The sequence below is a fragment of the Sphingomonas elodea ATCC 31461 genome (genome assembly GCF_000226955.1).
GTDB lineage: Bacteria > Pseudomonadota > Alphaproteobacteria > Sphingomonadales > Sphingomonadaceae > Sphingomonas > Sphingomonas elodea.
This window is the reverse complement of sequence record NZ_AGFU01000033.1, coordinates 1-21,723: the sequence shown is the minus strand read 5'-3', so window position 1 is coordinate 21,723 and position 21,723 is coordinate 1. Positions and strand designations below refer to the sequence as shown.

Annotated in this window: 21 protein-coding genes; 10 read left to right on the top strand and 11 right to left on the bottom strand. The window is 68.9% G+C overall.

Features of this window, described 5'->3' with window-relative positions; translation table 11 throughout:
- Nucleotides 1-80: 80 nt before the first annotated feature.
- Nucleotides 81-1,529: an alginate export family protein gene (locus KK7_RS0110535; protein WP_010544615.1), complete on the bottom strand. Its 1,449-nt coding sequence runs from the start codon at nt 1,527-1,529 to the stop codon at nt 81-83.
- A 12-nt stretch (nt 1,530-1,541) separates the two neighbouring features.
- Entirely contained in the window at nt 1,542-2,900 is a 1,359-nt protein-coding gene (locus tag KK7_RS0110530) for a dicarboxylate/amino acid:cation symporter (RefSeq protein WP_010544614.1), read from the bottom strand.
- A 225-nt stretch (nt 2,901-3,125) separates the two neighbouring features.
- Between KK7_RS0110530 and KK7_RS0110525 the strand changes: the two genes are divergently transcribed.
- Nucleotides 3,126-4,808: a sensor histidine kinase gene (locus KK7_RS0110525; RefSeq protein WP_010544613.1), complete on the top strand. Its 1,683-nt coding sequence runs from the start codon at nt 3,126-3,128 to the stop codon at nt 4,806-4,808.
- A complete protein-coding gene (locus KK7_RS0110520; RefSeq protein WP_010544612.1) occupies nt 4,805-6,070 on the top strand; it encodes a sigma-54-dependent transcriptional regulator in 1,266 nt (421 codons plus the stop codon). The genes KK7_RS0110525 and KK7_RS0110520 overlap by 4 nt, the downstream gene beginning before the upstream one ends.
- Here KK7_RS0110520 and KK7_RS22895 read toward each other — a convergent pair.
- From KK7_RS22895 to ccoN, 9 genes are read right to left on the bottom strand one after another with little or no spacing between them, the layout of a single operon-like run.
- Nucleotides 6,067-6,294, bottom strand: a complete 228-nt coding sequence (locus KK7_RS22895; RefSeq protein WP_010544611.1) for a hypothetical protein — start codon at nt 6,292-6,294, stop codon at nt 6,067-6,069. The genes KK7_RS0110520 and KK7_RS22895 overlap by 4 nt on opposite strands.
- Complete coding sequence (ccoS, locus tag KK7_RS0110510; RefSeq protein WP_010544610.1) at nt 6,291-6,455, bottom strand: cbb3-type cytochrome oxidase assembly protein CcoS; 165 nt, start codon at nt 6,453-6,455, stop codon at nt 6,291-6,293. The genes KK7_RS22895 and ccoS overlap by 4 nt, the downstream gene beginning before the upstream one ends.
- The gene (locus KK7_RS0110505; RefSeq protein WP_010544609.1) at nt 6,452-8,593 is read right to left on the bottom strand and encodes a heavy metal translocating P-type ATPase; all 2,142 of its coding nucleotides are present in this window, start codon (nt 8,591-8,593) and stop codon (nt 6,452-6,454) included. Before KK7_RS0110505 ends, ccoS begins: the two co-directional genes overlap by 4 nt.
- On the bottom strand, nt 8,590-9,048 hold the full coding sequence (locus tag KK7_RS0110500) for a FixH family protein (protein WP_010544608.1): 459 nt from the start codon (nt 9,046-9,048) through the stop codon (nt 8,590-8,592). The genes KK7_RS0110505 and KK7_RS0110500 overlap by 4 nt, the downstream gene beginning before the upstream one ends.
- A complete protein-coding gene (gene ccoG / locus KK7_RS0110495) occupies nt 9,045-10,523 on the bottom strand; it encodes a cytochrome c oxidase accessory protein CcoG (RefSeq protein WP_010544607.1) in 1,479 nt (492 codons plus the stop codon). The genes KK7_RS0110500 and ccoG overlap by 4 nt, the downstream gene beginning before the upstream one ends.
- Before the next feature lie 7 nt (nt 10,524-10,530).
- A complete protein-coding gene (gene ccoP / locus KK7_RS0110490; RefSeq protein ID WP_010544606.1) occupies nt 10,531-11,457 on the bottom strand; it encodes a cytochrome-c oxidase, cbb3-type subunit III in 927 nt (308 codons plus the stop codon).
- The gene (locus tag KK7_RS0110485) at nt 11,450-11,614 is read right to left on the bottom strand and encodes a cbb3-type cytochrome oxidase subunit 3 (RefSeq protein ID WP_010544605.1); all 165 of its coding nucleotides are present in this window, start codon (nt 11,612-11,614) and stop codon (nt 11,450-11,452) included. Before KK7_RS0110485 ends, ccoP begins: the two co-directional genes overlap by 8 nt.
- Nucleotides 11,611-12,345, bottom strand: coding sequence for a cytochrome-c oxidase, cbb3-type subunit II (ccoO, locus tag KK7_RS0110480; protein ID WP_010544604.1), 735 nt, complete (start codon nt 12,343-12,345; stop codon nt 11,611-11,613). Before ccoO ends, KK7_RS0110485 begins: the two co-directional genes overlap by 4 nt.
- Before the next feature lie 12 nt (nt 12,346-12,357).
- The gene (gene ccoN, locus KK7_RS0110475) at nt 12,358-14,016 is read right to left on the bottom strand and encodes a cytochrome-c oxidase, cbb3-type subunit I (protein ID WP_010544603.1); all 1,659 of its coding nucleotides are present in this window, start codon (nt 14,014-14,016) and stop codon (nt 12,358-12,360) included.
- A 497-nt stretch (nt 14,017-14,513) separates the two neighbouring features.
- Here ccoN and KK7_RS0110470 point away from each other — a divergent pair, with 497 nt between their 5' ends.
- From KK7_RS0110470 to der, 8 genes are all read left to right on the top strand, one after another.
- On the top strand, nt 14,514-15,749 hold the full coding sequence (locus KK7_RS0110470) for a YceI family protein (RefSeq protein WP_010544602.1): 1,236 nt from the start codon (nt 14,514-14,516) through the stop codon (nt 15,747-15,749).
- Nucleotides 15,746-16,159: a GNAT family acetyltransferase gene (locus tag KK7_RS0110465; RefSeq protein WP_083836076.1), complete on the top strand. Its 414-nt coding sequence runs from the start codon at nt 15,746-15,748 to the stop codon at nt 16,157-16,159. Before KK7_RS0110470 ends, KK7_RS0110465 begins: the two co-directional genes overlap by 4 nt.
- Nucleotides 16,160-16,165: 6 nt before the next feature.
- Nucleotides 16,166-16,513 (top strand): ArsC family reductase, encoded by a 348-nt coding sequence (locus tag KK7_RS0110460; RefSeq protein WP_010544600.1) that lies wholly within the window; start codon nt 16,166-16,168, stop codon nt 16,511-16,513.
- Nucleotides 16,514-16,597: 84 nt separating this feature from the next.
- Nucleotides 16,598-17,029 (top strand): hypothetical protein, encoded by a 432-nt coding sequence (locus KK7_RS0110455; RefSeq protein WP_237709185.1) that lies wholly within the window; start codon nt 16,598-16,600, stop codon nt 17,027-17,029.
- An 80-nt stretch (nt 17,030-17,109) separates the two neighbouring features.
- On the top strand, nt 17,110-17,970 hold the full coding sequence (panB, locus tag KK7_RS0110450) for a 3-methyl-2-oxobutanoate hydroxymethyltransferase (RefSeq protein ID WP_010544598.1): 861 nt from the start codon (nt 17,110-17,112) through the stop codon (nt 17,968-17,970).
- A gap of 73 nt (nt 17,971-18,043) precedes the next feature.
- On the top strand, nt 18,044-18,757 hold the full coding sequence (locus KK7_RS0110445; protein WP_010544597.1) for a tetratricopeptide repeat protein: 714 nt from the start codon (nt 18,044-18,046) through the stop codon (nt 18,755-18,757).
- A complete protein-coding gene (locus KK7_RS0110440; protein ID WP_010544596.1) occupies nt 18,754-20,085 on the top strand; it encodes an outer membrane protein assembly factor BamB family protein in 1,332 nt (443 codons plus the stop codon). The genes KK7_RS0110445 and KK7_RS0110440 overlap by 4 nt, the downstream gene beginning before the upstream one ends.
- 124 nt (nt 20,086-20,209) lie before the next feature.
- Nucleotides 20,210-21,577 (top strand): ribosome biogenesis GTPase Der, encoded by a 1,368-nt coding sequence (der, locus tag KK7_RS0110435; protein WP_010544595.1) that lies wholly within the window; start codon nt 20,210-20,212, stop codon nt 21,575-21,577.
- Nucleotides 21,578-21,723: the final 146 nt, after the last annotated feature.

Here is a 21,723-nt window from a genome sequence, read left to right as displayed (position 1 = left end):
GGGGCGGATCCACATTTCCCCGACAAGTTGGTGCCGCCCATGCCCGCCCGGCCCGCTGCGGCGCGCCGGGCGGAAGGCCCTCAGAAGCGGAAACTGATCCAGCCGGCCAGGAAGTCCGAGCTGGTATATCCCGCCCTGGTGAGCGAGGGACCGGCGGCGAGATGCTCGTATCGACCGGTTACGGACAGGCGCGGCGACAGCGTCCAGATCGCCTGGAGCTGGAGCACGTCGCCGATGCGGGCGTCGCGCACGTTCTGCGTCCCCGCGAACGGCGCGCCGCTGGCGCGGTACACCGCGTCGTGCACATTCGCCCGCCACGCGCGTTGGACCGCTGCCGACAGGCGGAGCCTGGGCGTCGGCGAGACGCTGAACGTCGGCGCCACGGTGATCAGGTTGCTCGGCGTCAGGAACAGGCCATAGCTGTAATAGATGTTGTTGCCGAACGGAGCATAGGCGTTGCGCAGCTTGCCGTCGCCATAACCGCCGCCGCCGCTCGCATAATCGGCGTGGAAGCCCAGGCGCGGAGCCGCGGCGCTGGTCCCCAGCCGTACATTCTGGGCGAAGAGCAGGTGCCAGGCGTCGATCTTCTGATCGCGGAACGTCCCCCATTGATGGTTGACCGTCCAGTCGATCGTCACGCGCCCCGCCTCGCCGAACACATGGGTGCCGAGATAATAGCGGGTGGCTGGCCCGACGCGGCCGCCCCAGGCACCCACCTTGTTGCGCCGGCGCCAGAAGAAGGGATCGACATAGAGCTTCGCCCCCCCGAACCAGCCCTTGGGCACGACGAAACCCAGCGTCACGCCCGAGAAGCGCCGGGCGGGGTCGATCACGTCGTCCTCGGTGCCGAGATCGCCATATTGGGTGGGCTTCAGATCGAAGGCGTCGACCCGCATCGTCTCGGTCCGGGCCCAGGCGCGCAGGCCGTTCACGGTATAGCGGATGGTGTTGTTGTCGCGCTGCGACACCATGAGGTTGGGGCCGTCGACGAACTCCTGCCGGCCATAGCGCGCGCCCACATCGACCGCGCCGACCCTGCCCTTCGCCTCGACGAACAACTGCTGCACGGCGATGTCGTTGCGCAGCGTGGCGGCGGGGGCGCCCAACTCCCGCCCGCTGATGCCGCCATGCGCCACCTCGGCATAGACGCGCAGATGCTCGCCGACATGCACATCGGCCCCGCCGACCAGCCGAACGATGTCCTGCCGCTGGGCCGGGCTGTCGCGCAGATTGGGGTTGGTGGTGTGGTTGACCCGCAGCCGCGCCTCCCCGGAGAAGGTGACATAGACGTCGCCGCTGGGCGTGAGCTTGACGCATTTCAGCGCGTCGATGGGGTCCGTCCGTTTGGCGGGATCGCACAGCGCGCGCCAGTCCTCGGCCCAGCGGGAGAGATTGTAGCCGCCGGTGGTGGCACCGTCGCCGGCGGCAGCGGCGGGATAGAGGCTGGCCTTGTCGGCGGTCTGTGCCGAGGCCGACATCGCCAGGACGAGCGCGGGGGTGGCGCCGAGAGCGCGAAGCAGGCACTGCATGGAGGCGTTCCCTTATTCGGCCGTAACGGCGCGGGTGGGGAGCGGCTCGCCCTGCGGTGCGGTCCCGATCGTCGTACCCTTCAGCGCGGCCTGCAGCGCGGCATGGTCCAGCCGCCCCTCCCAGCGCGAGACCACCACCGTCGCCACCGCGTTGCCGATGAAGTTGGTGAGGCTGCGGCACTCGGACATGAACCGGTCGACGCCGAGGATCAGCGCCATGCCCGCCACCGGCACGCTGGGCACGATCGACAGCGTCGCGGCCAGGGTGATGAAGCCCGCGCCGGTAACGCCCGCCGCGCCCTTGGACGACAGCATCGCCACGCCGAGCAGCAGCACCTGCTGCTCCAGCGACAGGTGCACGCCCGTCGCCTGGGCGATGAACAGCGCGGCCAGCGTCATGTAGATGTTGGTGCCGTCGAGGTTGAACGAATAGCCGGTGGGGACCACCAGGCCGACGATCGTCTTGGGGCAGCCCGCACGCTCCATCTTGTCGATCAGGGCGGGCAGGGCGCTCTCGGAGGAGGAGGTGCCGAGGACCAGCAGCAGCTCGGTCTTGAGATAGGCGATCAGGCGGAAGATCGAGAATCCGGCCAGCGCCGAGACCGCGCCGAGCACCACCACCACGAACAGCGCCGAGGTGAGGTAGAAGGTGCCGAGCAGCATGGCGAGGTTGGCGAGCGTGCCGACGCCGTACTTGCCGATGGTGAAGGCCATGGCGCCGAATGCACCGACGGGCGCCGCCTTCATCAGGATCGCCACGACCTTGAACATCGCCAGCGAGACATCCTCCAGCGCCGCCACGATGCGGGTGCTGCGATCGCCGAGCAAGGCGAGGCCGATGCCGAACAGGATCGCCACGAACAGCGTCTGCAGGATGTTGCCCTCGGTGATCGCCGAGAGGAAGGTGTCCGGGATGATGCCGAGCAGGAAGCCGGTGATCGTCGAATCATGCGCCTTGGCGGTATATTCCGCGACCTTGCCCGCGTTGAGCGTGGCGGGATCGATGTTCAGTCCGGCACCCGGCTGGATGATGTTGCCGACCACCAGGCCAACGACCAGCGCCAGCGTGGAGAAGAACAGGAAATAGGCGAACGCCTTGGCCGCTACCCGGCCGACCGCGCGCAGATCGCGCATGCCGGCGATGCCGGTGACGATGGTGAGGAAGATCACCGGGGCGATGATCATCTTCACCAGCTTGATGAATCCGTCGCCGAGCGGTTTGAGCGCTTCGCCGGTGGCCGGCGCATAATGGCCGATCAGCACGCCTGCGATGATGGCGACAAGCACCTGCACGTACAGATGGCCGTACCAGCGCCCGGGCCTGGACGGTGGCGGCGTTCCGGTGCCGGACTCGAGGGGGATGGGTGCCATGGGTTTCCTCTCCATGCTCCGGCTGCAGCACCGGTAGCGTCGAACCACTTGTTTTTCCCGCAGTTCAGGGTGCGGCCAAAAAAATCCGTTGGTTCGGAAAAATATGTTATATATCATAGGCTTGTAAAAGTGGTGCCCCCTGGGGTGTCCGGATTCCGGCACAAGCATCCGGGTAGGAAGTGCAAAAAGTTGCACATGATGTCGGGGCGGGGATAAGGCTGCCGCATGGCCGATGATTCGCGGTTCAGCTGGCGCTTCTGGGCGATCACCGCGTTGCTCGCGCTGGTCGTTGCGATCGGCGCCGGCTGGGTGAGTGGCGTGCGGACCCGGCAGACGCTGGCGGTGACGACGGCGACCAGCGCACAGCTGCGCGCGACCCTGCTCGACAGCGAGATCGCCCGCTTCCGCCTGCTGCCGCTGGCGCTGGAAGACGACCGCGATGTCGCGGCTGCGCTTGCCGGGGAAGGCGCGGCCCCGCTCAATCGCAAGCTGGAGGCCCTTGCCCGCACGACGGGCGCGGCGGCGATCTATCTGATCGCGCCCGGCGGAATCACCCTGGCGTCCAGCAACTGGCGCACGCCGCGCAGCTTCGTCGGCTCGGACTATCGCTTTCGCCGCTATTTCCGCGAGGCGAGCAGCCGCGGCGAGGCGAGCCAATATGCGTTGGGTACCGTCAGCCGCCATTCCGGCCTGTACCTCGCCCGGCGGACCGGCAGCGGCGGGGTGATCGTGGTGAAGCTGGAATTCGACGCGATCGAGGCGGCGTGGCGGCGCGCGGGGGGCGACACCTTCGTCAGTGACGCGGCGGGATTGGTGCTGGTGTCGAGCAACCCCGACTGGCGCTTCGCCGCGGCAAAGCCGATCCCGCCGGCGACCCTGGCCTGGCTGCGACGGGAGGCGGCCCTGCCGGCCGATGCGGCGCCGGTGCTGCTGCCCCCTGCCGAGGGCGCGATGCTCGAGGCATCGGTCCCCACGCGCCAGCCGGGCTGGTACCTGTCGCTTCGCCGTCCGGTGGCCGAGGCGGTGTGGGTCGCGCAGCGCACGGCGGGCGTCGCGGCGCTGTGCGCGGTCCTCGCGCTCGCGGCGCTGTTCTGGGGGTTCCGCCAGCGTGCGACGCTCCTGCGGCGGCGAACCGCGGAACTGGAGGCGGCCGTGGTCGAGCGGACGGCGGCGCTGCGTCGCGAGATCGAAGAACGTGCCGCCATCGAGAGCCGCGCTGCCGAGCTGCGCGAAGGTCTGCGCCAGGCCAACCGGCTTGCCACCCTGGGGCAGGTGACCGCCAGCGTGGCGCACGAGACCGCCCAGCCGGTGGCCGCGATCCGCACCTATGCCGAGAACAGCATGATATTGCTCGACCGCGCGGCCCTTGGCCAGGTGCGCGAAAATCTGGAATCGATCCGCCGGCTGAGCGACCGGATCGGTGCGGTCACGGCGCAGCTGCGCGGCTTTTCCCGCCGCCAGCCGGGCGATATCCGGCCGCTTCTGCTCGAAGAGGCGCTGGATGGCGCGCTGCTGATCCTGAAAGAGCAGCTGCGTGCCGTACGCCTCGCCCGCCCGGCGATCGCGCCGTCGCTTCTGGTTTTGGGCGGGCGCGTGCGGCTGGAGCAGGTGTTCGTCAATCTGCTCCAGAACGCGGCCGAAGCGCTGGCCGGGCGCGCGGATCCGACGATCACCATCGGTGTGGCGGCGGACGCGGACGCGGTGCGGGTGCGGATCGGCGACAACGGCCCCGGCATCGCGCCGGAAATCGCCGCGCGCCTGTTCACCCCCTTCGCCACCAGCCGCAGCAACGGCCTCGGCCTGGGGCTGGTAATCGCGAGCGACATCATGACCGACCTGGGCGGCAGCCTGCGCTGGCTGCCCGACGAGGCCGGCGCCTGTTTCGAGCTGGAGTTGCGGCGCGCATGAACGTCACGGTGGCCCTGGTCGACGACGATGAGGATTTTCGCGCGGCGCTCGCCCAGGCGCTCGCGCTTGCCGGGCATGTCGTCCAGCCCTTCGTCGATGCATCGAGCGCGCTTGCCGGCATCGACGCGAGCTTTCCCGGCGTGGTGGTGACCGACGTGCGCATGCCCGGCATGTCGGGCGTCGACTTCTTTCACCGGCTTCGCGCGATCGACCCCGAGCTGCCGGTGATCCTGATGACCGGGCATGGCGACGTCGCCATGGCGGTAGACGCGATCCGGGCGGGCGCCTGGGACTTCCTGACCAAGCCCTTTGCCGGCGACGCGCTGGACGCGGCGGTGCAACGGGCGGGGACGGCGCGGGCGCTGGCGCTGGAAAACCGGCGCCTGCGCGCGGCGGCGGGCGAAGCGGACATGGCGCTGGTCGGCGAGGCCCCCGCGATCCGCCGGTTACGCGAGATGATCCCGATGCTCGCCGATGCCGCGCTGGATCTCGTGCTGGAGGGCGCGACCGGCACCGGCAAGGAATTGTTCGCGCGGCTGCTCCACCGCGCCGGCCGGCGTGGGCGCCACCGGTTCCAGCTGCTGGACTGCGCGACGATACCCCCGGCGCTCGTCGAGCGCGCGCTGTTCGCCCGGGGCGGCATCGTCGCACGCGCGGATCGCGGTACGCTGTTTCTCGATCACCTCGACCTTGCTCCGCCCGAGCTGCACCACCGTCTTGTCCAGTTCGCCGAGGCGCGCACCGTGGCGACCGACCAGCGCGACCCCGATCCCGTAGACATCCGCATCGTCGCCGCGATCGACGACGGTGCGGCTGCCCGCCTGCCGCCGGGGCTGTACCACCGGCTGGCAGGCGTCTCGCTTCGCCTCCCGACACTGGCGGAACGCGTGGAGGATATCCCGCTACTCTTCGCGCACCTGGCGGAGCAGGCTGCCCAGCGCCACCGCCGGCCGCTGCCGGTCCTGTCCGAGGCGGCCCATGCCGCGGCGGGACGCGCCTGGCCCGGCAATGTGCGCGAGCTGGAGCGCGCCGCCGAACGGTTCGTGCTGGGCCTGGAGGCATCGGCCGAGCCTGCGCATCCCGATGCGCGAACGCTGACCGAGCGGCTCGACGCCTTCGAGCGCACGTTGATCCTCGACGCCATCGCCATGGCCAATGGCGAGATCAACACCGCGATCGCCGCCCTCGGGCTGGCGCGCAAGACCTTCTACTATCGCGTCAAGCGCCTGGGGATCGACCTGCGAAAGGCGCGCGGCCTTTAGTCGCGGCCGTCTTCGCTGCCGTCACAGCGGGAGCTGCGGGTGCAGACGGCGTGGCAGGCGTCGGGGCCGTCGCGGTCGGGGGTGCGGGGCCAGGCGGGCAGGGCGCCGCGAACGGGCGAGCAGAAGCCGATCCACGGCGTGTGCGCGGCCGCTGCCGCCGGTCGCGGAAGCACCGTCAGCAGCATCGCTGCGATCGCCGCGCAGGTGACGAGCGGGTGCGTCACGGACGGTCGTCCGGCCGCTGCGGCTCGTCATCGATCAGGATGCGGAGCGCGGCGCCGTCGAGATCGTCGAACTGGCCGCTGGCCGAAGCCCAGAAAAAGGCGCCCAGCCCGAGCAGCCCGAGCAGCAGCGCGACGGGGATGAGGACGGCGACGATGCTCATCGCGCCGCGCCGCGCAGGCGCAGGGCGTTGCCCACCACCAGGATCGAGGAACCCGACATCGCCAGCGCGGCGACCAGCGGCGTCACCTGTCCGGCGATCGCCAGCGGCACGGCGAGAAGATTATAGCCGATCGCCAGGGCGAAGTTCTGCCGTACCACCCGCATCGTCCGGCGGGCGGCGGCGATGGCGACGGGCACCGGCATCAGCCAGTCGCCGAAAAAGACGATGTCCGCCGCCTGCCGGCCGACGTCGCTCGCCGCGGAAGGGGCCATGCCGACCGAGGCGCATTTGAGCGCGGGGCCGTCGTTCACGCCGTCGCCCACCATCAGCACGCGGCGGCCTGCCGCTTCGGCCCGGGCAACCGCATCATATTTGTCGGCGGGCGACATTTCGGCGTGCCCTTGCACGCCCAGTCGCGTCGCAAGCGACTGGACGACAGCGCCGGCGTCTCCCGACACGAACTGCACGTCGAGGCCAAGCGCGCGGAGCCGCGCGACGGCGGGCGCGGCATCGATCCGCACCGCGTCGGAAAAGGCGATGCAGGCGGGTGCCGCCGGATCGAACGCGAACCAGGTGCGCGGGCCGGTCGCAGCGGCCGCAGCGGCACCCGGCGCCACCCATTCGACACGCCCGAGCGCGGCGCGGCGGCCCTCGACGATCGCCTCGACGCCGCTGCCGACCAGTTCGCGAAGCTCGCTGATTAGCGCGGGCACCACCCCCTCGGCCTCAAGCGCGCGGGCGATGGCGCGGGCGTGGGGGTGGCGCGTGCCGAGCGCCAGCGCGAGCAGCACGCGCCGCGCCGCCGCATCTTCCGGCAGACCGGACACGGGGATGAGCTGGCCCAGCGTGACCGTGCCGGTCTTGTCGAGCAGCACGGTGTCGACGGCGGCGAGCTTCTCCAGCGCGGCGCCGTCGCGAACCAGCACGCCGCGCCGCATCAGCGCGCCCGAGGCAACCACCTGCGCCACCGGCACTGCCAGCCCGAGTGCGCAGGGACAGGTGATGATCAGCACTGCGACCGCGGTCAGCAGCGCCGCGTGCCACCCGGCGCCGGCGAGCAGCCAGCCCGTGCAGCTCAGCGCGGCAAGCAGATGCACGGCAGGCGCGTAGAGCCGCGAGGCTCGATCGGCGATGCGCACATAGCGTGACTTGGACTGCCCCGCCGCTTCCATCAGCCGAGCGATGTCGGCGAGGACGGTATCGGCGGCAGCGGCCGTCACGCGCACGGTCAGCGGCGAGGTGAGGTTGATCGTCCCCGCCAGCACGGTGCCGCCGGGTGCGATCGGTTCGGGCGCGCTTTCGCCGGTGACGATGCTGCGGTCGACATCGCTGATCCCGGCCTCGACCTGCCCGTCCACTCCGATGCGGTCGCCGGCGGGGACCAGCACGCGCATGCCGGGTCGCACCTCGGCGGTGGGGACGCTGCGGACCTCGCCGTCGCCGCCGAGCACGCGGACGTCGTCCGGCAGCTTGCGCAACAGCGCGGCGACGCCGTCCTGCGCGCGCTCGCGCATCACGCTGTCGAGCAGCCGCCCGCCGAGCAGGAAGGCGATCAGCATCACCGCGCCGTCGAAATAGGCGTGCGGCCCCTGCACCGCGGTCTCGTACAGGCTCATCGCGCAGGTGAGGGTGATGCCGATGCTGATCGGCACGTCCATGTTGGTCCGTCCCTGCCGCAGCGCGCGCCAGGCGCTGTCGAAGAAGGGGCGCCCGGCATAGGCGATGGCGGGCAGGGCGATCAGCGCGGACAGCCAGTGGAACAGCGCGCGGGTGGCGCCGTCGGCCCCGGACCAGACCGAAACCGACAGCAGCATGACGTTCATCGCCGCAAAGGCGGCGACGGCGAGCGCACGCGCCAACCGCCTGCTCTCGCGATCCGGGGCCGCCGCCTGGGCAAGGACATGCGCCTCGAAGCCGAGGGCCGCGACATCGGCGATCAACGCGTCCGCATCCAGGCTTGCGTCATGGAGGATGCGCAACCGCCTGGTCGTAAAATTGACCCGCGCTTCGGCGACGCGCGCCTGTGCCAGCAAGCCATGCTCGAGCTTGGCGATGCACCCGGCGCAGCGCAGCCCGTCGACGATCAGGTCGGTGCCGACCAGTTCGGCGGCAGGCGCCAATGTGGCGGGCGCGTTCACAGCCGCACGTCCTGCACGAACCGCGCCTCGCGACCCGCCGCCCGGGCCTCGATACGGATCCGCCAGCGCCCGGCGGCAAGCGCATGGGGGGCGGCGTAGCGGCCGTCACCCAGGGCGGTGAGCGTGAAGCTCCGTCCGCGCACCCGCCCCAGCGGATGCTCGGCTTCGGCATGGACGCTGGCCTGCCGGATGGGTCCCCGGGCATCGCGCAGTTCCACCACCAGGACGCCGTCGGGAGTGCCGCGGGCACGGGCCTGCCAACCCTGGGCATCCTGCGCGCGCGCTTCGGCGAGCCACTGGTTGAAGCGCTGGCTGGCGACATAGCTGTTGTCCACCACCACGCCGCCGAAGGTGCGGACGGCGCTGGTCGCCATCACCAGGTTCACTCCGATCACCACGGCGAAGAAGGCGACGAGGATGCCGGCCATGTGCCAGCCGGTGAAGGGACGTGTCATGGCCGGGTCTCCGGGCGTTCGAAATAGCTGGTGGCGGTGGCGGTCTCGCCCTGGGGGGCGAGCGCGCGGACGGTGAAGCGCAGGTCGCTGCGCTGCGGCCCGGCCTCGGGCGCGGCGACGAACAAATGTTCCTTGGTAACCTTGTCCGCCGCGATGCGGAAGCGAACGCTGCGGCCGGCGCCTGCGCGATCGCCGGATTCGGTCCACAGCACGCCGGGCGCGCCGTCGATCGTCACTTCCACGGTTCGCGGACGCGCCTCTAGGTTGCGGATCTTTACCTGATAGCTGTTGCGAATGGCGCCGTCGCTGAGCCGCACCCAAAGCGGGTTGCGCGTCTGGAGCACGCTCAGCTGCAGCCGGGTACGCTCGCCGAGCATCGCCAGCATGCCCAGGCCGATCGCGCACCACACCCCGAAATAGACGAGGGTCCGTGCGCGCAGCAGCCGGCGGAGCGCGGGGGCGGGGGCGGGGGCCTCGCCCGCCTGTTCGGCGCGGGCATCGAGCTCGGTGGCATAGGCGATCAGCTTCGGCGCGCGGCCGATACGGGTCATCATGTCGTCGCACGCATCGATGCACAGCCCGCAGGTGATGCAGCCGATCTGCGGCCCCTCGCGAATGTCGATGCCGGTCGGGCAGACGGCGACGCAGGCGTTGCAGTCGATGCAGTCGCCGGTGTGCAGCGGCGCGACGTCGTGCGCCTCCGCCGCCTTGCTGCGCTTGAGGCCATGGCTGCGCGGTTCGCCGCGCCAGAACCGGTAGGTGATGGTGAGCGAGCGCTCGTCCATCATCGCCGTCTGGATGCGCGGCCACGGGCACATGAACTGGCAGACCTGCTCGCGCAGGAGGCCGCCCAGCACATAGGTGGTCGCTGCCAGGATGCCGACGGTGGAATAGGCGACCCAGGGCGCCTCGCCCCGCACGAACTGGTTCAGCAGCGTCGGCGCGTCGGCGAAGTAGAAGATCCAGGCGCCGCCGGTCAGCACGCCGATCGCGATCCAGACCGCGTGCTTGGCGACGCGGCGGGCGATCTTGCCCGGCCCCCAGGGGGCGGCGAGCAGGCGCAGCTGGGCGTTGCGGTCACCGTCGATCCACCGTTCGACATGCTGGAACAGGTCGGTCCACACCGTCTGCGGGCAGGCATAGCCGCACCAGGCGCGCCCCACCGCCGAGGTGACGAGGAACAGCCCGATCGCCGCCATCACCAGCAGCCCGGCGACATAATAGAATTCGTGCGGCCAGATCTCGATCGAGAAGAAGTAGAAGCGGCGATGGGCGAGATCGACCAGCACGGCCTGGTCCGGCGCGAAGGCACCGCGGTGCCAGCGCAGCCAGGGCGTTGCGTAATAGACCAGCAGCGTGAGGGCCATTACCGCCCATTTGAAGCGGCGGAACGGCCCTTTGACCGCCTTGGGCAGCACCTTGCGTCGCGCCTCGAACAGGTGCGGCGCAGGGCTGAGGGCGGAGGGCGCGTTCACCGGCCCGTTACCGCGGCGGGGCTGCGACGGGCGCCGTCGCGACCTGCGGCGCGGGCGGGTTGCCCTCGCCGCCGCCCAGCGAATGGACATAGGCGGCGACCATCTTGATCGTCACCGGATCCAGCTGCTTGCCCCAGGCCGGCATGATCCCGCCATGCGCGTTGGTCACGGTGTCGACGAGCGACGCACGGTCGCCGCCATAGAGCCAGATCCGGTCGGTCAGGTTCGGCGCGCCGAACTTGCGGTTCCCGCGGGCATTGTCGCCGTGGCAGACCGCGCAGTTGTTGGCGAACACCGCCGCGCCGCGCCTGGCCGAGGCGCTTGCCGGCTCCTGCTTCGAGGCCAGGCGGACATAGGATACGACGTCCTCGATCTCCGCCGGCTTCAGGATCTGGTCACGGCCGAAGGAGGGCATCTGCGAAACGCGGGTGGCGTCGTCGTCGGGCTGGCGGATGCCGTGGACGACGGTCTGCTGCAGCGTGGCGAGGTCGCCGCCCCACAGCCAGTCGTCGTCGTTGAGGTTGGGATAGCCCCGGCCGCCGGCGGCCCCCGCCCCGTGACAGGCGGCGCAGTGGACCTTGAAGACCGCGCGCCCGCCCTCGATCGCGGCGGCGAGCAGCTTGGGATTTTCCGGCAGCCGTTCGATCGGGGTGGCGGCCAGCGCGCGCATCACCGGCGCGCGCCTGTCGCGTTCTGCCGCCAGCTCGCGCTGCAGATCGCCGTGGCTCGACCAGCCGAGCATGCCGCGCGTGGCGCCGCTGAGCATCGGCCAGGCCGGATAGGCGACGCAATAGGCGATCGCGAACAGAATGGTGGCGTAGAAGGTCCACAGCCACCAGCGGGGCATCGGGGTGTCGAGTTCCTCGATCCCGTCCCATTCATGGCCGACCGTGCTGATGCCGGTCTTCTCGTCGATGCGCTTGTTGTCAGCCATCGCGTGCGTCCTCGTCTTCAAAGATGCTGGTGGCGGCGCGGGCGTTGCCGCGTGCGGAGCCGGGCAGGAACGGCCAGGCGGCGAGGGTGACGAAGACCAGGGTCATCACCACCAGCCCCCAGCTGTCGGCGAAATGGCGGAGCGTGTCGTAGCTCACTCCGCCTTCTCCCGGGCGGCGGCCTTGGCGAAGTCCACCTGGGTGCCGAGGCTCTGGAGATAGGCGACCACGGCATCCATCTCGGTCAGGCGATCGCGGTTGCCGTCGAAGTCGCGCGACTGGGCGCCGGGATAGCGGCGGGCGAGATCGGCGGTGTCGCCGTCGCCATAGCCCTGGGTGCGCACGTCCTGCACCGCCTTGGCGATGTCGTCGGCAGTGTACGGCACGCCCTCTGCCCGGAGCGCCTTGAGGTGCGCGGCCATGTCCTCGGCCTTCAACGCGCGCTCGGCGAGGAAGGCATAAGGAGGCATGATCGATTCCGGCACCACCGCGCGCGGATCCTTGAGGTGCTGGACGTGCCACTCGTCGGAGTAGCGGTTGCCCACCCGCGCCAGGTCCGGCCCGGTGCGCTCCGACCCCCATTGGAACGGGTGGTCGTACATGCTCTCGGCAGCGAGGCTGTAATGGCCGTAGCGCTCGGTCTCGTCGCGGAACGGCCGGATCATCTGGCTGTGGCAGCCATAGCAGCCTTCGCGGATATAGATGTTGCGGCCCGCCAGCTCGAGCGGGGTGTAGGGGCGCACCCCGTCCACCTTCTCGACCGTCGACTGGATCCAGAACAAGGGCGCGATCTCGACGATCCCGCCGATCGCCACGGTGACCAGCGCGAGCGCCGCCAGCAGCGTCACGTTCCGCTCGATCTTCTTGTGGCCTTGGACGAAGTTGAACATCGTTGGCGTTCCTTATTCGGCGGCCGGCGCGCGGGCGGGGAGGGGATGGTCGCGGGCCGGATCGAACGGCGTGCCGGTCATCGGCACCTCTTCGCGCAGCTTGCCGGCGATCGTCATCCAGACGTTCCACACCATGAACAGCGCGCCGATGAAGTAGAGCAGGCCGCCGCCGACGCGGATCACGTAATAGGGGTGCATCGCCTGCACGACTTCGGCGAACGAGTAGACCAGGTAGCCGTCGTCGCCGTACTCGCGCCACATCAGGCCCTGGGTGATCCCCGCCACCCACATCGACGAGGCGTAGAGCACGATGCCCAGCGTCGCGCACCAGAAGTGCCAGTTGACCATCCGCAGCGAATAGAGCCGGGTGCGGCCCCACAGCCGCGGCGTCATGTAATAGATCGCCGCGAAGGTGATCATGCCGTTCCAGCCGAGCGCCCCCGAATGGACATGGCCGATCGTCCAGTTGGTGTAGTGCGACAGCGAGTTGACGCTCTTCACCGACATCATCGGTCCTTCGAAGGTGCTCATTCCGTAAAAGGCGAGCGCGAACACCATCAGCCGGATGATCGGATCGGTACGCACCTTGTCCCAGGCACCGTTGAGCGTCATCAGCCCGTTGATCATGCCGCCCCAGCTCGGCATCCACAGCATCACCGAGAACACCATGCCCAGCGTCTGCGCCCAGTCGGGCAGCGCGGTATAGTGGAGGTGGTGCGGGCCGGCCCAGATGTAGAGGAAGATCAGCGACCAGAAGTGGAGGATTGACAGCCGGTAGCTGTAGATCGGCCGCTCGGCCTGCTTCGGCACGAAGTAATACATCATGCCGAGGAAGCCGGCGGTGAGGAAGAAGCCGACCGCGTTATGGCCGTACCACCACTGGGTCAGCGCATCCTGCACGCCCGAGAAGAGCGAATAGGATTTGGAGCCTACCCACGATACCGGCAGCGACAGGTTGTTGACGATGTGGAGCATCGCCACGGTGAGGATGAAGCCGAGGTAGAACCAGTTGGCGACATAGATGTGCGGCTCGGACCGCTTGAGGATCGTCCCGGCGAAGACGGCGAGATAGGCGACCCAGACGATGGTCAGCCAGAGATCGACATACCATTCGGGCTCGGCATATTCGCGGCCCTCGGTCACGCCGAGGATATAGCCGGTCGCCGCCAGCACGATGAACAGCTGATATCCCCAGAACACGAACCGGGCCAGGCCGGGCAGTGCCAGCCGCGCGCGGCAGGTGCGCTGGACGACGTAGAAGCTCGTCGCGATCAGCGCGTTGCCGCCGAACGCGAAGATCACCGCCGACGTGTGGAGCGGCCGCAGCCGGCCGAAAGTGGTGTATTCGGTCGGCAGGTTGAGCAGCGGGAAGCTGAGCTGCGCGGCAATGACGATGCCGACGAGGAAGCCGACCACGCCCCAGAACACGGTGGCGATCACGCCCCAGCGGATCACCTCGTCGTCATAGCGCTCCTGCGCCCGCGCGACCGCCGATCGCGTCTGCAGCAGGCTGATCCCGCGCAGTGAGACGAAGGCGGTGAGGATCGCCGCGGCTGCCGCAATCCCCATATGGATGGCAAAGGCGGTGTCGGCGGCAGCGGCGGCGGCGAAGATCGCGACCACCGCGATCAGAAACCAGCCGCCGCTGCGCAAGAGAATGTCGTCTTCCATGTTCGGCTCCACTGCTCGGCCGGCCCGGCAGGGCCCTCCGGGAGGTGTTTTCACGGGTCGAAAGGGCAGGCAGCGGTTCGCTGCACCGGCGTCAGCGCGCGTGCGCGTCTGCCGGCGGTGCTTCCGCCATACGCGGCGCCGGGCGGGCACAGGTCCGCGTGAGCGGAAGGATCGGTGCGTCTCGGCAAGCTGGGTCGTGCGGCACTTGGTCCTCCCCCTTACCGCGATCGATAGGTCCGAGGGGGTGGAAGGCCTATTGTGGAGTACACGTACGGAATTTGCCGGAGAGACAGCACGGCTCCGCGCCGCGCGACGGTGACGGGCGCCTTGTTGTTACATCCGGGCGGTCGGCGGAACGCTGGGTTTCCTGAAACCCCTATTGCGCGCTGTGCCTTGGCCGACGCAGGTTGCTCGTTGCGGCGACGATTCGGTTGGCGGATCGTACGAGGCTTGAAAGCGAGGCGGGCGTGGCGGGATTGCGGACACGATATAGCGGGGTGGCGATCCTGCTACACTGGGCGCTGGCCCTGCTGCTCCTTTTTCAGCTGGGTCTTGGCTGGGCGCTCGAAGATCTGCCGAGTTCTACCCGGTTCGCCGCCTTCCAGTTCCACAAGTCGGTCGGCATCCTCATCCTCGCCCTGTCGCTCGCGCGGCTGCTGGTTCGGCTGTTCGTGCCGCGGCCTGCGGCGGTGGAGGGCGCGCCGGCGCTCAAGCTGCTCGCCGGCGCGGTGCACTGGCTGCTCTACGGCGTGATGATCGTCGGGCCCATCACCGGCTGGATCCTGATCTCCACCGCGCGCGTGAAGCTGCCGACCCTGCTGTTCGGCGTGGTGCCGCTGCCGCATCTGCCGGTGGGGCGCGCGCTGCACGAGCCGGCCGAGGCCATCCACAGCCTGGTCGGCCTGCTGCTCGCCGGGCTGTTCGTCCTCCATGTCGCGGGGGCGCTGCGCCACCATCTGCTGCGTGACGACTTGATCGGACGGATGATGCCCGCCGCCATCGCTCGACGCCCCGCGCTCTCGGTGGGCGTGGCGGTGGCGCTCGTCGCCTGCATCGGCGCCTTCCTTGCCGGCCGCCTGAGCTATGTCCGCGCGGACACGCCGGCTGCGCCCGCGGCAGACGTGCCCGCAGAGGCCTCCGCTCCGATCAACGAAACGGCGCCCGCGACCGAGCCGGCGGCGCCTGCTTCGCCCGCGCCTAGCCCATCGCCGTCCGCCTCGCCCACGACCGCGGCGATGCCGGTACGCAGCTGGAAGGTGGCGCCGGGCGGCACGCTCGGCTTCCGCACCGTCTATAGCGGCGAGGCGATCAATGGCCGTTTCGCCCGATGGACCGCCGACATCCAGTTCAGCCCGGACGATCTGGCCCGCTCGAAGATCGCCGTCGATATCGACCTGGCATCGGTAAGCAGCGGCGACGCCGAGCGTGACGATACGCTGAAGGGCGAGGATTTCTTCGGCGTCGCGGCGCACCCCAAGGCGCGCTTCACCGCCACCCGGATTCGCAAGCAGGGGAGTGGCTATGTCGCCGACGGCACCCTCGCGCTGGCGGGCGCAAGCAAGCCGGTGCCGGTGGCCTTTACGCTGAAGATCGACGGCGACCACGCCCAGGCGAGCGGCACCGCGACGGTGCGGCGCCTCGCCTTCGGGGTGGGCAAAGGCCAGTGGAGCGACCCCACCACGATTCCCGACGGCACCACCGTTACCTTCCGCTTCGCCGCCGACGCGCGGTGAGCGCCATTGTGTTGGCGAGCGTGGAGGATCGCGCGGCGGTGATCGCCCTGTGGCACGCCGCCGGGCTCACGCGTCCCTGGAACGATCCCGCCGCCGATTTCGATCGGTCGGTAGCGGGTAGTGCCTCCGCCATATTGATGCTGCGCGCCGGTGAGACGCTGACCGGATCGGTGATGGTCGGTGACGACGGGCATCGCGGCTGGGTCTATTATCTTGCGGTGGCAGAGGGCGCGCGCGGACAGGGCCATGGCCGTGCGCTCATGGCGGCGGCCGAATCGTGGTTGCGGGCGCGCGGCTGCCCGAAGCTCCAACTGATGGTCCGCGAGGGTAACGATGCGGCGATCGGTTTCTATCGCGCGCTGGGACTGGAGCCCCAACCGGTTGTGACGCTCGGCCGTTTCCTCCACTAGGGGCGCATGACGCTTGCGCTATACGGTATCAAGAACTGCGACACGATGAAGAAGGCGCGGGCGTGGCTCGACGCCAACGCAGTCGCCTATGTCTTTCACGACTACAAGGTCGAGGGGGTGGACCCCGCGCGACTGGCGCGGTGGATCGAGAAGGAAGGCTGGGAGCCGCTGCTTAACCGCGCCGGCACGACGTTCCGCAAGCTGCCCGACGCTGAAAAGGTCGACCTCGATTCGGCCAAGGCCAGCGCGCTGATGATCGCGCAACCCTCTATGATCAAACGGCCCGTGCTCGAATATCCGGGCGGAATCCTGATCGGATTCGCGGTGGAACGCTATGCTCGCGCGTTGCTCTGAGTGAAGAATTTCCGTGGGTTCATAGCCTAAGCTCCGTGTTTATCCTAAATTAACATCGTAAAAGACACGGAATATTGGGGTCGCATGGCATCCTACATTCGACAACGACCGGCCAGCTGGTTCCGGACCGTCGCGACGATGCTGGTCCTGTGGGGGCTTCTCGGCTGCCTCGTCTTCTATTCCCACGCAACGGTTTCGCCGCAACATGCCAGCGAGCCAGCGTTCTGGAATTGGGAGTATTATCAGTCTGTTCCGCGCTGGTTTCTGGTGGATTACGCAATCGGTGTGGGTGCCAGCCTGCTCGGCTCGCTCGCGATGCTGCGACGCTCGCGCAAGGCGAATATCCTGTACGTGGTATCGCTGGCGGCGGTGATCGTGCAATTCGGCTACCTGTTCGCGACCGGCATGGTCGCGGGCCCGATCCAGGCCTTTGCCATCCCGGTTTTCATCCTCGGCGTCGCCATCTTTCAGATATGGCTCGCCGGCATGGCGACGCGGCGCGGCTGGCTCCGCTGAGCCGTGGAGATCCTCCCCCGGGCGGGGAGGATCACTTGCCGCACTGGCGGCCGGACCCGCAACCGGCTAGACCCCGCGCCATGTCGCACCAGCTTACCCTCGATACCGCCACCAGCCGCGCCAATCCCACCCCGGCGCCGATGAAGCGCGTCACCGTGCCGGCGATCCGCAAGCGCAAGGGCGGCGAGCCGCTGGTGATGCTCACCGCCTATACGGTCCGTATGGCGCAGCTGATGGATGCGGCGTGCGACATGCTGCTGGTGGGCGACAGCCTTGGCCAGGTGATCTACGGCCTGCCGTCCACCGTGCCCGTCACGCTCGAGATGATGGCGGCGCACGGCGCGGCGGTGGTGCGCGGCAGCTACCATGCACTGGTCGTCATCGACATGCCGTTCGGCAGCTACGAAGCCTCGCCGCAGCAGGCGTTCGAGAGCGCCGCGCGGCTGCTCAAGGAAACCGGCGCGGCGGCGGTGAAGCTCGAAGGCGGCGCGGCGATGGCGCCGACGGTCAGGTTCCTCAACGAGCGCGGGATTCCCGTTATCGGCCATATCGGCCTCACCCCGCAGGCGATCAACGTGCTCGGGGGCTATGGGGCACGCGGACGCAGCGATGCGGAGCGCGACAAGCTGGTCGGCGATGCGGTAGCGATGGACGAGGCAGGGGCCTTTGCCATTGTTGTCGAAGGCGTGGTCGAGCCGATCGCTGTGGAGATCACCCGGAAAGTGCAGTGTCCGACCATCGGCATCGGCGCGTCTGCCCAGTGCGACGGCCAGGTGCTGGTCGCCGAGGACATGCTCGGCCTGTTCGAGCGCACCCCGCGTTTCGTGAAGCGCTATGACGACATGGCCGGCCGCATTTCCGCCGCGGTTGAAACCTATGCCGCCGAGGTACGGTCGCGGGCCTTTCCGGGACCGGATCAGGTCTATGCGCCGAAGGGCTGACGGAGTAGGGCGATTTGCGTTCACGGCACGCGGCGCTAAGGTCCGCGACCGCATCAGACCCATGGAGTAGATTTTGGCGCTTCCTCCTTCCGGTACCACCGACGAGGCTTTTCTTCGTGAAGTCGACGAGGAATATCGTCGCGATCAGCTGATCCGCGCGGGCCGTCGCTATGGCGTATGGGTCGTGGCGGGCGTGGTGGCGTTTCTGGTCGCGGTCGCCGGCTGGCTCTATTACGATCACAGCCAGCGCACCGCCGCCGAGGCGCGGGGCGAGGAATATGACGCAGCACTCCAGCTGGCCGCGCAGAACCAGCTGAGCCAGGCCCAGCCCGCGCTCGACAAGCTGGCGCAGGGCAGCGACGGCTATGCCGCGATGGCCCGCTTCACCGAGGGCAATTTGCTGTTCCAGCGAGGCGACAAGAAGGGCGCCGCCGCCAAGTTCGCCAGCATCGTGACCGATGCCAAGCTCGCCCAGCCGTTCCGAGACGTGGCGCTGGTCCGCCAGACCCAGGCCGAGTTCGACACGCTGAAGCCGCAGGACGTGATCCAGCGCCTCGGCACCTTCGCCAACCCCGACTCGCCCTGGTTCGGCTCGGCCGGCGAGATGGTGGCGGCCGCCTACCTCAAGTCCGGCAAGCGGGCCGAGGCCGCGAAGCTCTATCGCCAGCTGAGCGAGGCCGGCCCTCGCGTGCCGGATACCATTCGCGAACGCACCGCCGAACTCGCCAAGACGCTTTCGGTCGCTCCGACGACGACCGCCCAGACCCAGGAAAAGCAAGCTAAATGAACACGAAGGTTCGCGTTGTAACGGCAGTGGCCGCGCTCGCGCTGGTGAGCGGCTGCGGCGTCTTCAAAGGCAGCGGCGGCAAGAAGACCCCGGTGCTCGGCGAGCGCGTGCCGATCCTGGTCACCGAAAACGATATCATCGCTGACAAGACGCTTGCCGGCATCGACGTGCAGCTGCCCGACCCGGCCGTCAACGAGAGCTGGAACCAGCCCGGCGGCAGCGCCAGCAAGGCGATGGGCCACCTCGCTCTCGGCGAGTCGCTGTCACGCGTCTGGTCGCGCCAGGTAGCCAAGCCGTCGAAGAAGGAGCGGCTCGCCGCGTCCCCGGTGATCGAGGGCAACAAGCTGTTCGTGATCGACACCAATGGCGTCGTCCATGCGATGGCCGCCGATACCGGTGCCGAGCTTTGGAGCGTCGCGACCGGCACGGGTGCCGACAAGCGCAGTCGCAGCGCGCTGTTCGGCGGCGGCGTGAGCGTCGAGGCAGACCATGTGTTCGCCACCAACGGCCTTGGCGACGTGGTCGCGCTCCAGGAGTCGGACGGCAAGGAAATCTGGCGCAAGCGCCCCGGCGGGCCGCTGCGGGGTGCGCCGACACTCGCCAACGGCAATGTCTATGTGGTGACGCAGGACAACCAGCTGTTCGCGCTTACCCAGGACAAGGGTGAGGTCTCCTGGACCGCAACCGCCAGCCTCGAATCGCAGGGCGTGTTCGGCGTCGCCGCGCCGGCCTCGGCGCAGGGCACGGTGATCGCCGGCTTCTCCTCGGGCGAGCTCAACGCGTATCGCTATGAGAACGGCCTGTCGCTCTGGGGCGACGTGCTGACCCGCAACACCATGACCACCTCGGTTTCCTCGCTGTCGGACATCGATGCCGAGCCGGTGATCGACCAGGGCCGCGTCTATGCGCTGGGCGAGGGCGGCCGGATGGTCGCGGTCGATATCACCAGCGGCTCGACGCTTTGGGAGCAGAGCATCGGCGGCCTCGCTTCGCCCTATGCGGTGGGTGAGTGGCTGTTCGTGGTGACGGATGATGCACGCCTCCTGTGCCTGTCGCGCAGCAGCGGCAAGCCACGCTGGATCGTGCAGCTCCAGAAATATCGCAACGAGAAGAAGCTGAAGGGCCCGATCGCCTGGAAGGGCCCGATCGCGGCCGGCGGGCGGCTCGTCCTGATCAACACCGAGGGGGAGATCGTCTCGGTTTCGCCCAAGGACGGCAGTGTCCTTTCCACCAAGGAGACCAAGGATGCGCTGTCGCTCGCCCCGGTGGTGGCCAACAACACGCTGTACCTGCTCGACGACAAAGGCCGCCTGAGCGCCTATCGCTGAGTGCGGCGCGCCGGCGGACTGCCGGCCAGAATACCCATTCGAGGGGGCCGGGGCGCGCTGCTCCGGCCCCTATCGTTTTTCGGCGGCTTTGCGTCGCCCGTTCGACTGAGTAAGAGAATCGATCATGCCTTTGCCCACCGTCGCCATCATCGGACGCCCCAATGTCGGCAAGTCGACGCTGTTCAACCGGCTGGTCGGGAAGCGTCTTGCGCTGGTCGACGACCAGCCCGGCGTGACCCGCGATCGCCGCGAGGGCGATGCCAATCTCCTCGGCCTCGAATTCCGGGTGATCGACACTGCGGGATATGAGGACGAGGATGCGGCGACGCTCCCTGGCCGGATGCGCGCGCAGACCGAGGCGGCGGTGCGCGAGGCCGATGTCTCGCTGTTCCTGATCGACGCGCGCGCGGGCGTCACCCCGCTCGACGAGGAGATCGCCCGCTGGCTGCGCTCGACCGACCGGCCGGTGGTGCTGATGGCCAACAAGGCCGAGGGGCGGGCCGGCGAGTCGGGGGTTTTGGAGGCGATGGCGCTGGGCCTTGGCGATCCCATTCCCTTCTCCGCCGAGCATGGCGAGGGCGTGGCGGACCTGTTCGAGGCGCTGCTGCCGCATGTCGACCGCGAGGACGAGGAGCCGGAGGAGGATCCCGAAAGCCCCGACGCGCCGCTCAAGCTGGCGATCGTCGGCCGGCCGAACGCGGGCAAGTCGACCTTGGTCAATCGCATCCTCGGTGAGGACCGGATGATCACCGGGCCCGAGGCCGGCATCACGCGCGACTCGATCTCGATCGACTATGAGTGGATCGATTTCGAGGACAAGCCGCGCAAGGTACGGCTCGTCGACACGGCGGGCCTGCGCAAGAAGGCGCGCGTAGAGGAAAAGCTGGAGAAGCTTTCGGTTGCCGATACGCTGCGTTCGATCGATTTCGCCGAAGTGGTGGTGCTGCTGCTCGACGCGACGCGCGGGCTGGAGGTGCAGGACCTCAAGATCGCCGATCGGGTGCTGCAGGAAGGCCGTGCGCTGATCATCGCGCTGAACAAGTGGGACGTGGCGGAAAATGCCTCCAGCCTGTTCAACGGCGTGAAGGGTGCGCTGGACGAGGGCCTGGCGCAGGTGAAGGGTGTACCGCTGCTCACCGTTTCCGCCGTCACCGGCAAGGGGATCGACACGCTGATGCGCGTGGCATTCGAGACGCGCGAAGCCTGGTCGCGCCGCGTGTCCACCGGGCAGTTGAACCGCTGGTTCGAACGCGCGATCGAGGCGAACCCGCCGCCCGCGCCCGGCGGCAAGCGGATCAAGCCGCGCTACGTCACCCAGAACAAGACGCGCCCGCCGAGCTTCGTGCTGTTCGGCACGCGGGTGGACCTGCTGCCGACCAGCTACCAGCGCTATCTGGTCAACGGGCTGCGGCGCGAGTTCGATTTTGGCGCGGTCCCGGTGCGGCTGGTGCTGCGCGCGCCCAAGAACCCGTTCGACCGCGACAAGGAGTAACTTTCGTCATTCCCGCGAAGGCGGGAATCCATTTGCCAGGACGTGTCGGCTAGATGTGGAGCCTCGACGGCTCCATCAATGGATCCCCGCCTGCGCGGAGATGACGGTTGGGCGGAACGTGCGTCCGCCCCCCCCCCCCCCCCCCC

Excerpts from the sequence above, each read along its gene's own strand:
- KK7_RS0110500 (WP_010544608.1), bottom strand. The coding sequence starts at position 9,048 with ATGACACGTCCCTTCACCGGCTGGCACATGGCCGGCATCCTCGTCGCC.
- KK7_RS0110525 (WP_010544613.1), top strand. The coding sequence starts at position 3,126 with ATGGCCGATGATTCGCGGTTCAGCTGGCGCTTCTGGGCGATCACCGCG.
- KK7_RS0110530 (WP_010544614.1), bottom strand. The coding sequence starts at position 2,900 with ATGGCACCCATCCCCCTCGAGTCCGGCACCGGAACGCCGCCACCGTCC.
- panB (WP_010544598.1), top strand. The coding sequence starts at position 17,110 with ATGTCGCACCAGCTTACCCTCGATACCGCCACCAGCCGCGCCAATCCC.
- ccoN (WP_010544603.1), bottom strand. The coding sequence starts at position 14,016 with ATGGAAGACGACATTCTCTTGCGCAGCGGCGGCTGGTTTCTGATCGCG.
- ccoO (WP_010544604.1), bottom strand. The coding sequence starts at position 12,345 with ATGTTCAACTTCGTCCAAGGCCACAAGAAGATCGAGCGGAACGTGACG.
- ccoP (WP_010544606.1), bottom strand. The coding sequence starts at position 11,457 with ATGGCTGACAACAAGCGCATCGACGAGAAGACCGGCATCAGCACGGTC.
- KK7_RS0110535 (WP_010544615.1), bottom strand. The coding sequence starts at position 1,529 with ATGCAGTGCCTGCTTCGCGCTCTCGGCGCCACCCCCGCGCTCGTCCTG.
- KK7_RS0110520 (WP_010544612.1), top strand. The coding sequence starts at position 4,805 with ATGAACGTCACGGTGGCCCTGGTCGACGACGATGAGGATTTTCGCGCG.
- KK7_RS0110455 (WP_237709185.1), top strand. The coding sequence starts at position 16,598 with ATGGCATCCTACATTCGACAACGACCGGCCAGCTGGTTCCGGACCGTC.
- der (WP_010544595.1), top strand. The coding sequence starts at position 20,210 with ATGCCTTTGCCCACCGTCGCCATCATCGGACGCCCCAATGTCGGCAAG.
- KK7_RS0110460 (WP_010544600.1), top strand. The coding sequence starts at position 16,166 with ATGACGCTTGCGCTATACGGTATCAAGAACTGCGACACGATGAAGAAG.
- KK7_RS0110440 (WP_010544596.1), top strand. The coding sequence starts at position 18,754 with ATGAACACGAAGGTTCGCGTTGTAACGGCAGTGGCCGCGCTCGCGCTG.
- ccoS (WP_010544610.1), bottom strand. The coding sequence starts at position 6,455 with ATGAGCATCGTCGCCGTCCTCATCCCCGTCGCGCTGCTGCTCGGGCTG.